We start from the raw sequence: 10,961 nt of genomic DNA, 5'->3' as shown, positions 1-10,961 counted from the left end.
TTTGTCAATAATTGTTTAATAAAAACATAAAAATATATGGTTAATTTAAAATTCCTTCAAGGATATCCTCCGCATTTCTTACTAGCTTCGCGCCTTGTTGAATTAGATGATTCGTTCCCGCTGCACTCTCTATAAATATAGGTCCAGGAAGCGCAAACACCTCTCTATTTTGTTCTAACGCAAGGTCTGCAGTAATAAGGGATCCACTTCTCATTTTCGCTTCTACAACTAAAACACCTTTACTTATACCGCTAATAATTCGATTTCTTTTTGGGAAATACCATTTTTTCGGCACATAATGCGGCGGATACTCTGTCAATAACAATATATAATCTTTCCACGTGTCATATAAACCTCTATTCTCCTTTGGATACATATAAGATAACCCGTGTCCTAATATTGCAATAGTCGGGCAATGCTGCCTTACTGTAACTTCATGAGCAATTGTATCTATCCCTCTTGCAAACCCACTAACAATAAGCCATTCTTTTTCAAATAAAGGTTGTAAAATAAACTTCATACTCTCCTTTCCATATAAAGACGGTTCTCTCGTTCCAACAATCGCTAATTTATTTATCTTGCTGAGAAAATCTCTCTCTCCTTTTCCGTATAAAACAAAAGGGGGATCTTGTATTTCCTGCAACAGTTGTGGATACTCCTCATCCCATATGGTTATATAAAATATTCGATTTTTTTCTAAATAGGAGACATATTGCTTTAGATTTGAAGTCTGAAGGAAATTTGCTAGTTCTGAAGATTTTTTCGGGGATATTCCAGCGTAATATTCAAATTGTTTCGGACTAAAAGTGTATATTCCCTTCAGTTCTGGATCAACATATAGTAGTCTCTCCATCGCCTTCCAATGATCCGCCAACATGTAATGAAGGTGCAATAAACGTTCTTTTTTCATCTCAATTCTCCTTACCCATAATTTTTATTATGTAAACAAAAAATGTGTAAAAAGACACCCTCTAATAAGAAGGTGTCTTTCAAAAAGATTAGTAGTTTTTACAAGTCTCAAATAATCCCTTTTCTTTTAAAACAGAGATTAATGTTTCACCCATAACAGCTGGTGTTTCCGCTACTTTAATACCACAAGCTTCCATTGTTTTAATCTTTTCAGCAGCAGTTCCTTTGCCGCCAGAAATGATCGCCCCAGCATGACCCATACGTTTGCCTTCAGGCGCAGTTTGACCACCAATGAAGCCTACAACTGGTTTTGTCATATTAGCTTTTACCCATTCTGCTGCTTCTTCTTCTGCCGTACCGCCGATTTCACCAATCATAATTACAGCATGCGTTTCTTCATCTTCATTAAATGCTTTTAACGCATCAATAAAGTCCGTACCGTTAACAGGATCTCCGCCGATACCTACAGCAGTAGATTGGCCAATACCTTCTTGTGTTAACTGATGTACAGCTTCATACGTTAATGTACCAGAGCGAGATACGATACCAACATGACCTTTTTTGTGAATATATCCTGGCATAATACCAATTTTACATTCGTCAGGTGTAATGACACCAGGGCAGTTTGGTCCAAGTAAACGTGTATGTTTACCCGCCATATATCTCTTTACTTTTACCATATCTAATACAGGGATTCCTTCAGTAATACATACTACTAAATCAACCTTTGCATCAACTGCTTCCATAATTGCATCAGCCGCAAAAGCGGGTGGAACGTATACAACTGAAGCGTTTGCGCCTGTTGCTTTCACAGCATCTTCTACTGTATCAAATACTGGTACACCTTCAATATCAGTGCCACCTTTACCTGGTGTTACACCACCTACAATTTTCGTACCGTATTCAATCATTTGCTTTGTATGGAATAACCCTTGAGAACCTGTAATACCTTGAACAATAACTTTTGTATCTTTATTAACTAATACGCTCATTTTTCTCCCCCGCTTTCTATTAGCCCACTAGTGAAACAATTTTTTGTGCACCGTCTGCCATAGATTCTGCTGCAACAATATTTAAACCAGACTCATTTAAAATTTTCTTTCCTAACTCTACGTTTGTACCTTCAAGACGTACAACTAAAGGCAACTCAAGACCTACCTGCTTCGTTGCTTCAATAACACCTTCTGCGATAACATCACACTTCATAATGCCACCAAAAATGTTAACGAAGATGCCTTTTACATTTTTGTCAGAAAGGATAATTTTGAATGCTTCTGTAACTTTTTCAGCTGTTGCGCCGCCACCAACATCTAAGAAGTTAGCTGGGTCACCATGGTAATGTTTAATGATATCCATTGTAGCCATTGCTAAACCTGCACCATTAACCATACAACCGATATTTCCATCTAAAGGAATGTAGTTTAAGTCATATTTAGAAGCTTCAATTTCTTTTGAATCTTCTTCTTCAAGATCACGAAGTTCTAAGATATCTTTATTGCGATATAGCGCATTAGAATCAAAGTTTAATTTTGCATCTAACGCCATAACTTTACCGTCACCTGTTGTAACAAGTGGATTAATCTCAGCAATAGAGCAATCTTTTTCGATAAACGCACTGTATAAGCCCATCATAAACTTCACAGCTTGTCCTACAAGTTCTTTTGGAATATTGATGTTAAACGCGATTCGACGCGCTTGGAAACCTTGTAAACCTACTGCTGGATCAATATATTCTTTAAAGATTTTTTCAGGCGTTTTTTCTGCTACTTCTTCAATTTCTGTTCCACCTTCTTCAGATGCCATTAAAACAACTTGAGAAGTTGCACGATCTAATACAAGACCTACATAATATTCTTTTTTAATATCGCAACCTTCTTCGATAAGTAAGCGTTTTACTTCCTTACCTTCAGGACCTGTTTGATGCGTCACAAGTGTAGTTCCTAAAATGCTTTCTGCATATGTACGAACTTCTTCTAAACTTTTCGCAACTTTTACACCGCCAGCTTTGCCGCGTCCACCAGCGTGAATTTGCGCTTTAACTACACATACGTCCGTTCCTAATTCTTTCGCTGCTTCTACAGCTTCTTCTACTGTAAATGCAACCTTCCCGTTCGGAACGCTAACCCCATAGCTTCTAAGGACTGCCTTACCTTGGTACTCATGGATATTCATGGTCCCATCCTCCCCTGTTTTCCTGTTTTACTCAAAAAGTTTTTTAATGTTTAAAAAACATTACATTGCCATTGTATAAGATGATTGGCACGCTGTCTACAATAAAGTGTCAGAAAACTGAAATCGCTTTATTCTTTTTCGAAAATAATAATGTTTATATACCAAAATAAAAAATAAGCTGTGAATATACAGCTTATTTTTGAATCATATCTTTAATTGGCGCGAATGATTTTCGATGTTCCTCTAATACTCCATGTACTTCAATCGCTTCTAAATGCTGTTTCGTCCCATATCCCATATGTTGTTCAAATCCATATGCAGGATACTTTCCTCCTAACTCTTTCATCATGCGATCTCTCGTCACTTTCGCAATAATAGATGCAGCTGAAATAGAGACACTTTTCGCATCACCTTTAATGATTGATGTTTGCGGAATTGATGTAGGAAGCTTCATCGCATCGATTAATAAATATTCTGGTGTACATGATAAATTAGCAACGGCATCTAACATCGCTTGCTTCGTCGCTTGATAAATATTTATTTCATCAATAACTTGTGGTGATACAATTCCCACTCCAATCGCAATTGCATGCTTTTTAATTTCATCATAAAAACGCTCACGTTTCGCTTCACTTAATTTTTTCGAGTCATTTAATCCTGGAATATAAAAATCTTCTGGAAGGACGACAGCCGCCGTCACAACCGGTCCTGCTAACGGCCCACGGCCCACTTCATCAATGCCAGCAATGTATGTGAGGCCTTTTTCACGTAACTCATTTTCGTACTTTGACATTTCTAGAAATTTTTCTCTTTCTTTTTGCGCTAACTCTTTTTGTTTATACCACTTCAAAATTAGTTTTTGAACACCTTTTCGCTCATCTTTCACTAACATTTGAAAACGCTCGTCTTCTTCACTCATAATTTCTTGCAGCAAACATTCCGCTTCTTGAATAGTCATTTTTTGCATCTATTTACACTCCTTTTAAACGTAACCAAAAAGAAAAGACGTACAAACGCACGTCTTATACTTCTTCTACTTTTTCTACATCTTCCACCTGCTCCGCAAACTCTTCTGGTGTTTCAAATGTCATTTTTCCAAATCTTCCACCACGAAGCTCACGAAGTATAAGCTCAGATGTTTTATCATAATCAATCATTCCGCCGCCCATTAAGCAACCTCTGTTTTTTCCAATTGCATCAAATAACTCCACAATTTCTTCTGGAATGTCATTTAACTTATATCGCTCTTTTAAACGTTCTGGATAATGTTTTTCCATAAAACGTAACGCATAAATAGCTACATCCTGTAGATTTAATATAGAATCTTTAATTGCACCAGTCGTCGCTAAACGAAGACCAACTAATTCATCTTCAAATTTAGGCCACAAAATACCTGGTGTATCTAATAATTCCATTTCTTTCCCAACTTTAATCCACTGCTGGGCCGTTGTCACACCAGGACGATCTCCTGTTTTTGCTATATTCTTCTTCGCTAATTTATTAATCAGTGTAGATTTACCAACGTTTGGAATACCTACAATTAAAGCACGAATTGCTCTTGGTCTAATGCCTTTAGCAACCATTTTATCGAATTTTTCTTTGACCAGCACTTTACAAGCTGCTGCAATTTCTTTCATACCTTGTCCAGCTTGCGCATTAATTGAAATTGCCTTTTGACCTCTTTCATCAAAATATGCAATCCACTGCTTTGTAAGACGATCATCCGCCATATCCGCTTTATTTAAAACAACAAGCCTTGGTTTATGTGTAATAATTTCATCAATCATTGGATTACGAGAAGATAAAGGTAATCGAGCATCTACAAGCTCAATTACAACATCAATTAACTTTAATTTTTCTGTTACTTGGCGTCTAGCCTTTGCCATATGTCCCGGGAACCATTGGATTACCATGTTGCCACCTTCTTTTTCTTTTATTTCACAATACGTGCATCTTTTAACGGCCAATATAGCATATTTGCTTTACCAATCACTTGGTCCATTGAAATTGTACCAATCGAACGGCTATCTTTACTAAAACGACGATTATCGCCTAAAACAAATAATTGACCTTCTGGAACAGTTTTCTTTCCTGTCATTTCTTCAAGAGTAAAATCATATGTAAGCGGTCCGTCAGCAAGTTGTTTTTTCTGCTTATCTAAATACGGCTCCTCATAAGGTTTCCCGTTAACATATAGTTTATCATTACGGTATTCGATTTCGTCGCCTGGCAGGCCAATAATACGCTTAATATAATCTTTTTCTTCCGTCGCTCGGAATACAATAATATCAAAGTGTTTCGGATCACCTATGTGATAGCCAATTTTATTAACAATCATTCGATCACGGTCATGTAAAGTCGGCGACATCGATACACCATCTACGAGAATTGGGGCAAAGAAAAACTGTCTAATTACGCCCGCTAATACAACAGCAATCAAAATTGCTTTGATCCATTCCCAAAGTGAGCTCTTCTCTTTCTTCATGATTTCCCCTCCACAGTTATGTAAGCTGCTCGTATTATACCAAAATTTCATATAGATTGGAAAAAGGGAGCTTGTGTATTTACAAGCTCCCATACATGTCTTATCGAATTTCTTTAATACGTGCTTTTTTACCGCGAAGGTTACGTAAGTAGTATAACTTAGCACGACGTACTTTACCACGGCGAAGTACTTCGATGTTCGCGATTCTTGGCGTGTGAACTGGGAATGTACGCTCAACACCTACACCGTAAGAAATCTTACGAACTGTGAATGTTTCACTGATTCCGCCACCACGACGTTTAATTACAACACCTTCGAAAAGCTGAATTCTTTCACGAGTTCCCTCAACTACTTTTACGTGTACACGTAAAGTGTCTCCAGGACGGAATGAAGGAAGGTCAGTTTTTAATTGGCCTTTTGTGATTTCTGTGATTAATTGTTGCATATTAAATTCTCTCCTTTAAACAGATGCTCTTATAAAGTCTTATTAAATTACAGCGGAACATCGTTAATACGGCTACTGATTTCAGTAGCACAAATGTTATAATAGCATATTGCTAGGACTGTTGCAATAGAAAATATATCAAGCCCTTATCGGTCTTCTTTAATCTGTTCCAGCCATTTCTCTTCTTGCTTAGATAATTCTCGTTCTTCCAGTAAATCCGGTCTACGTGTGTACGTACGACGTAGTGACTCTTTATGGCGCCATTCATCAATGTTTTTATGATTTCCTGACATTAGTACATCCGGTACCTTCATACCACGAAAATCAGCAGGACGTGTATAATGTGGGTGCTCTAACAAACCTGTGCTAAAAGAGTCTTCCACTTGTGACGTTTGATTCCCAAGCACTCCTGGCAAAAGACGTACAACACTGTCAGTGACTACCATAGAAGCCAATTCTCCACCCGTTAATACGTAATCCCCAATAGAAATCTCATCTGTTACAAGATGCTCACGAATTCGTTCATCGTATCCTTCATAATGGCCACATACAAAAATAACATGCTCTTCTCCAGCAAGCTCTTCTGCCTTCTTCTGCGTGAAACGCTCTCCTTGTGGACACATTAAGACGATTCTCGGCTTACGGTCTGTTTCCTTCGTTAACTCTTCTACTGCGTCAAAGATAGGCTGCGGGGTTAATACCATACCAGCGCCCCCACCATACGGATAATCATCTACACTATTATGCTTACTAGTTGTATACTCACGGAAATTGACAACACGAAGCTCTACCGCTTCTTTTTCTTGTGCTTTCTTTAAAATTGAAGACCCAAATACTCCCGTAAACATATCTGGAAACAATGTTAAAATGTCAATTTTCATTATAGTAGCCCTTCCATTACATGAATGGTTACTAATTTATTTTCAATGTTAACTTGAAGTACAACGTCATCAATATAAGGAATTAACAGATCTTGACCCTTTGGACGTTTAATCACCCAAACGTCATTCGCACCAGGAGATAGAATCTCTTTGATTGTCCCTAACGCTTCTCCTTCTTCCGTTACAACGTTGCAACCAATAATTTCATGGTAGTAGTATTCACCTTCAGCTAGTTCGCCTAACTGCTCTTCTGGTACTTTTATTAAAGAACCTTTAAACTTCTCTACTTCATCTACATTGTTGTATCCTTCAAGTGTTAATAAATCAAATGTCTTATGTTGACGATGAGAAGTTACCTTCACTGTAAGATATTCTGTACCTTTCTCATCCCATATGTATAACGTGTTCCCTACCTTATATCGCTCTTCTGGAAAATCAGTACGAGAAATAACACGAATTTCTCCTTTTACGCCATGAGTATTTACAATTTTCCCTACGTTAAACCATTTTGTCATAAATAGTATGTCACCCCTGGTTTCTATATAAATTAAGCATTTCCATTTTATATATGGAACATGCAATTTCTCTTTAAATGTTAAAAAAGGGAGAGGAAATAACTCCTCGCCCTTTTTACGTTTATTGAATTTCCAGTGTGACGTTCTCATCATTATGATGTCCCACTGAATACAAGAGCATTCGAATCGCTTTCGCAACTTTCCCTTGCTTTCCAATGACTTTTCCAACATCCTCAGGATGTACAGTTAATCGATACTTTATTTCTCCGTTGCAAAGTTCCTGTGTAACTTTTACATCTCCAGGATGATCTACAAGAGGTTTAACAATTGTCTCGACTAACATTTTCATTGTCATTGCCTCAATTACTTACCTTGTTTAGATAAGTGGAATTTCTCCATGATACCTTGGTTAGAGAAAAGGTTACGAACTGTATCAGATGGTTTAGCACCATTTCCTAACCATTTTAATGCTGCTTCTTCGTTGATCTTAACTTCCGCTGGTTGAGCAACCGGATTGTAAGTACCGATTTCCTCAATGAAACGTCCGTCACGAGGAGAACGAGAATCTGCAACAACTACACGATAGAAAGGAGTTTTTTTAGCTCCCATACGTTTTAAACGAATTTTAACTGCCATTTATAAAGCACCTCCGAATTTATTTCACACAGATAATTATATTAGCAAAAAGACTATTGCTTTGTAAAGTATTTTTTCTTAACAGAGCCATCTTTTTTCCTTACATGAATGGAAACTTCAATCCACCTAGTCCTTTTTTCTTACCTTTTTGCATTCCCGTCATCGTCTTCATCATTTTTTTCATATCATCAAATTGCTTGATTAGACGATTGATTTCTTGTACTGTTGTACCGCTACCTTTGGCAATGCGCTTTTTACGACTAGCATTGATTACTTCCGGTTGTTCTCGTTCTACTTTAGTCATAGAACGAATAATTGCCTCAATATGCCCAATTTGTTTTTCATCAACTTGTGCATTTTTCAGCCCTTTAATTTTATTTGCACCAGGAAGCATTCCTAACAATTCGTCAAGCGGTCCAAGTTGACGCACTTGTCCAAGTTGTTCTAGGAAATCGTCAAGCGTAAACGAAAGCGTACGCATTTTTTGCTCAAGTTCTTTTGCTTTCTCTTCATCAACTGTAGCTTGCGCTTTTTCAATTAATGTTAAGACGTCGCCCATCCCTAAAATACGGGATGCCATACGTTCTGGATGGAACGCTTCAATTGCATCTAGTTTTTCACCCATACCAGCAAATTTAATTGGTGTATTTGTTACAGCCTTAATAGATAATGCCGCACCACCGCGCGTATCACCATCTAATTTCGTTAATACAACACCTGTTAACCCTAACTGTTCATGGAAACTTTGTGCTACATTTACCGCGTCTTGTCCTGTCATCGCATCGACAACAAGGAAAATTTCATCCGGTTTCGCAACTTCTTTGACTTTCGCTAATTCATCCATTAGTTCTTCATCAATATGCAGGCGACCCGCTGTATCGATTAAAACATAATCGTGATGATCTTCTTTTGCTTTCGCAATCGCTTGTTTCGCAATTTCAACCGGACTTACTTGATCTCCTAAGGAGAAAACAGGCATGTCCAATTGCTTCCCTAATGTTTCAAGCTGTTTAATCGCTGCTGGACGGTAAATATCCGCTGCAACAAGCATCGGTTTACGATTATGCTTTTTACGAAGTAAATTCGCAAGCTTACCTGTCGTCGTTGTTTTACCCGCACCTTGCAGACCAACCATCATTATAACAGTAGGTGGCTTATTAGCAACAGCAATTTTGCTTTGCTCTCCGCCCATAAGTTCTGTAAGTTCTTCCTGTACGATTTTAATTACTTGTTGTCCAGGTGTCAAACTTTTCATTACATCTTGTCCGACAGCACGCTCAGACACACGCTTTATAAAATCTTTTACTACTTTAAAGTTAACATCCGCTTCTAAAAGAGCTAGACGAACTTCTCTCATCATTTCTTTCACATCGGCTTCAGAAACTTTTCCTTTGCCGCGGATTTTTTGCATTGTCTGTTGAAGTCGGTCGGCTAATCCTTCAAATGCCATATTGCCGCCCTCCTAATCTAATTTTTCGATAGCTTCAACAACTTGTTTCATTTCTTCATTCACATGCTCTTCTTCGCTGATTAGCTGTTTTAGCTTTGCAACAAGTCGCTGTCGCTCTTGAAACTTTTGAAGTAATACTAATTTATCTTCATATTCTTCAAGCATCGCTTCAGTCCGTTTAATGTTATCATACACGGCTTGGCGACTTACATCAAATTCTTCCGCAATTTCACCAAGAGATAAATCATCTAGATAATAAAGCGACATATAACTTCTTTGTTTTTGCGTTAACAACGATTGATAAAAATCAAATAAATAATTCATTCTCGTTGTTTTTTCGAGCATGTTGGATCATCCTTTGTTAAGTGATTTCCCTTTACATGAATTAGTTTACATGGAGTACAAAAGAGTGTCAAGTTTTTTTCTTAACATCACTTATTTTTTATAGAAAAAGAAGCGGTAATGCCGCTTCTTTCCTTTATACTTCTTCTGTTTCTACTAAGTTCGCAAACAAACCATAAACATATTGTTCTGGATCAAACTGCTGCAGATCATCCATTTGCTCTCCTAGCCCAACAAATTTCACCGGAACATCCATTTCGTTACGAATCGCTAAGACGATACCACCTTTAGCAGTTCCATCTAACTTCGTTAAAACAATACCAGTAACATTCGTTGCTTCACGGAATGTTTTCGCTTGGCTTAAACCATTTTGTCCTGTTGTTGCATCAATAACTAGTAATACTTCATGAGGAGCCCCTGGTACTTCACGCTCAATTACACGCTTCACTTTCTCTAACTCTTTCATTAAGTTTACTTTATTTTGTAAGCGCCCTGCTGTATCACATAGCAATACATCCACTTTACGGGCCTTTGCCGCTTGTACAGCATCATACATAACCGCCGCTGGGTCAGATCCTGATCCTTGTTTAATTACTTCTACACCAACACGATCGCCCCATACTTCTAATTGTTCAATCGCCCCAGCACGGAATGTATCTCCTGCCGCCAATAGGACAGACTTACCTTCTGATTTAAATTTATGTGCAAGCTTACCAATCGTCGTCGTTTTCCCCACACCATTAACACCAACAAATAAAACTACTGTTAATTGATCCTCTTGTATATTAACTTCATTACTAAAGTCGCTGTCACCTTTGTAAATTCCCACTAGCTTTTCAGAAATAACAGCCTGTACTTCTTTCGGATCTTGAATGTTACGACGTTGCACTTCTTCTTTCAACTGATCAATTAATTCCATCACTGTCGAAACTCCGACATCCGCACTAATTAAAATTTCTTCTAATTCCTCAAAGAAATCTTCGTCTATTTTACGGTAACGGTACACTAAGTCATTTACTTTATCAGCAAATGAATTTCTCGTTTTTTCTAATCCTTGTTTAAACTTCTCTGTTACCGTATCCGTTTGTTTTGAAATTTTTTCTTTTAATTTTTTAAAAAAACTCAT

At 37.6% G+C, this 10,961-nt stretch carries 14 protein-coding genes; all 14 read right to left on the bottom strand.

What is annotated here, in order from left to right; all coding sequences use genetic code 11:
• Positions 1 to 40 precede the first annotated feature (40 nt).
• The gene (dprA, locus tag CQZ94_RS17860) at positions 41 to 910 is read right to left on the bottom strand and encodes a DNA-processing protein DprA (protein ID WP_105586443.1); all 870 of its coding nucleotides are present in this window, start codon (positions 908 to 910) and stop codon (positions 41 to 43) included.
• Between the two features lie 88 nt (positions 911 to 998).
• Positions 999 to 1,901 carry a succinate--CoA ligase subunit alpha gene (gene sucD / locus CQZ94_RS17855; RefSeq protein WP_105586442.1) on the bottom strand — a complete coding sequence of 301 codons (903 nt, stop codon included), beginning with the start codon at positions 1,899 to 1,901 and terminating at the stop codon, positions 999 to 1,001.
• A gap of 19 nt (positions 1,902 to 1,920) precedes the next feature.
• The gene (sucC, locus tag CQZ94_RS17850) at positions 1,921 to 3,081 is read right to left on the bottom strand and encodes an ADP-forming succinate--CoA ligase subunit beta (protein WP_105586441.1); all 1,161 of its coding nucleotides are present in this window, start codon (positions 3,079 to 3,081) and stop codon (positions 1,921 to 1,923) included.
• A 193-nt stretch (positions 3,082 to 3,274) separates the two neighbouring features.
• The gene (locus CQZ94_RS17845) at positions 3,275 to 4,048 is read right to left on the bottom strand and encodes a ribonuclease HII (RefSeq protein ID WP_105586440.1); all 774 of its coding nucleotides are present in this window, start codon (positions 4,046 to 4,048) and stop codon (positions 3,275 to 3,277) included.
• Positions 4,049 to 4,103: 55 nt separating this feature from the next.
• Positions 4,104 to 4,994, bottom strand: coding sequence for a ribosome biogenesis GTPase YlqF (gene ylqF, locus CQZ94_RS17840; protein WP_002066792.1), 891 nt, complete (start codon positions 4,992 to 4,994; stop codon positions 4,104 to 4,106).
• A 20-nt stretch (positions 4,995 to 5,014) separates the two neighbouring features.
• On the bottom strand, positions 5,015 to 5,566 hold the full coding sequence (gene lepB, locus CQZ94_RS17835) for a signal peptidase I (RefSeq protein ID WP_105586439.1): 552 nt from the start codon (positions 5,564 to 5,566) through the stop codon (positions 5,015 to 5,017).
• Between the two features lie 100 nt (positions 5,567 to 5,666).
• Positions 5,667 to 6,011 carry a 50S ribosomal protein L19 gene (rplS, locus tag CQZ94_RS17830; RefSeq protein WP_002014524.1) on the bottom strand — a complete coding sequence of 115 codons (345 nt, stop codon included), beginning with the start codon at positions 6,009 to 6,011 and terminating at the stop codon, positions 5,667 to 5,669.
• Positions 6,012 to 6,157: 146 nt separating this feature from the next.
• Complete coding sequence (trmD, locus tag CQZ94_RS17825; RefSeq protein ID WP_002014522.1) at positions 6,158 to 6,892, bottom strand: tRNA (guanosine(37)-N1)-methyltransferase TrmD; 735 nt, start codon at positions 6,890 to 6,892, stop codon at positions 6,158 to 6,160.
• Positions 6,892 to 7,407 (bottom strand): ribosome maturation factor RimM, encoded by a 516-nt coding sequence (gene rimM / locus CQZ94_RS17820; protein ID WP_105586438.1) that lies wholly within the window; start codon positions 7,405 to 7,407, stop codon positions 6,892 to 6,894. The genes trmD and rimM overlap by 1 nt, the downstream gene beginning before the upstream one ends.
• A 121-nt stretch (positions 7,408 to 7,528) precedes the next feature.
• Positions 7,529 to 7,756, bottom strand: coding sequence for a KH domain-containing protein (locus tag CQZ94_RS17815; protein ID WP_002088196.1), 228 nt, complete (start codon positions 7,754 to 7,756; stop codon positions 7,529 to 7,531).
• Positions 7,757 to 7,770: 14 nt separating this feature from the next.
• The gene (rpsP, locus tag CQZ94_RS17810) at positions 7,771 to 8,043 is read right to left on the bottom strand and encodes a 30S ribosomal protein S16 (RefSeq protein WP_000268750.1); all 273 of its coding nucleotides are present in this window, start codon (positions 8,041 to 8,043) and stop codon (positions 7,771 to 7,773) included.
• A gap of 100 nt (positions 8,044 to 8,143) precedes the next feature.
• Positions 8,144 to 9,493, bottom strand: a complete 1,350-nt coding sequence (gene ffh / locus CQZ94_RS17805) for a signal recognition particle protein (protein ID WP_105586437.1) — start codon at positions 9,491 to 9,493, stop codon at positions 8,144 to 8,146.
• Between the two features lie 12 nt (positions 9,494 to 9,505).
• The gene (locus tag CQZ94_RS17800; protein ID WP_000891061.1) at positions 9,506 to 9,838 is read right to left on the bottom strand and encodes a putative DNA-binding protein; all 333 of its coding nucleotides are present in this window, start codon (positions 9,836 to 9,838) and stop codon (positions 9,506 to 9,508) included.
• 133 nt (positions 9,839 to 9,971) lie between these two features.
• Positions 9,972 to 10,961 carry a signal recognition particle-docking protein FtsY gene (ftsY, locus tag CQZ94_RS17795; RefSeq protein WP_000007653.1) on the bottom strand — a complete coding sequence of 330 codons (990 nt, stop codon included), beginning with the start codon at positions 10,959 to 10,961 and terminating at the stop codon, positions 9,972 to 9,974.

This window comes from Bacillus sp. MYb209 (assembly GCF_002975175.1).
Taxonomy (GTDB): Bacteria; Bacillota; Bacilli; order Bacillales; family Bacillaceae_G; genus Bacillus_A.
The sequence above is the reverse complement of the archived record's forward strand: the minus strand, read 5'-3'. Positions and strand labels throughout refer to the sequence as shown.

Bases quoted from the DNA above. Each gene is read 5' to 3' on its own strand.
- dprA (WP_105586443.1), bottom strand. From the start codon at position 910: ATGAAAAAAGAACGTTTATTGCACCTTCATTACATGTTGGCGGATCAT.
- sucD (WP_105586442.1), bottom strand. From the start codon at position 1,901: ATGAGCGTATTAGTTAATAAAGATACAAAAGTTATTGTTCAAGGTATT.
- sucC (WP_105586441.1), bottom strand. From the start codon at position 3,081: ATGAATATCCATGAGTACCAAGGTAAGGCAGTCCTTAGAAGCTATGGG.
- CQZ94_RS17845 (WP_105586440.1), bottom strand. From the start codon at position 4,048: ATGCAAAAAATGACTATTCAAGAAGCGGAATGTTTGCTGCAAGAAATT.
- ylqF (WP_002066792.1), bottom strand. From the start codon at position 4,994: ATGGTAATCCAATGGTTCCCGGGACATATGGCAAAGGCTAGACGCCAA.
- lepB (WP_105586439.1), bottom strand. From the start codon at position 5,566: ATGAAGAAAGAGAAGAGCTCACTTTGGGAATGGATCAAAGCAATTTTG.
- rplS (WP_002014524.1), bottom strand. From the start codon at position 6,011: ATGCAACAATTAATCACAGAAATCACAAAAGGCCAATTAAAAACTGAC.
- trmD (WP_002014522.1), bottom strand. From the start codon at position 6,892: ATGAAAATTGACATTTTAACATTGTTTCCAGATATGTTTACGGGAGTA.
- rimM (WP_105586438.1), bottom strand. From the start codon at position 7,407: ATGACAAAATGGTTTAACGTAGGGAAAATTGTAAATACTCATGGCGTA.
- CQZ94_RS17815 (WP_002088196.1), bottom strand. From the start codon at position 7,756: ATGAAAATGTTAGTCGAGACAATTGTTAAACCTCTTGTAGATCATCCT.
- rpsP (WP_000268750.1), bottom strand. From the start codon at position 8,043: ATGGCAGTTAAAATTCGTTTAAAACGTATGGGAGCTAAAAAAACTCCT.
- ffh (WP_105586437.1), bottom strand. From the start codon at position 9,493: ATGGCATTTGAAGGATTAGCCGACCGACTTCAACAGACAATGCAAAAA.
- CQZ94_RS17800 (WP_000891061.1), bottom strand. From the start codon at position 9,838: ATGCTCGAAAAAACAACGAGAATGAATTATTTATTTGATTTTTATCAA.
- ftsY (WP_000007653.1), bottom strand. From the start codon at position 10,961: ATGAGTTTTTTTAAAAAATTAAAAGAAAAAATTTCAAAACAAACGGAT.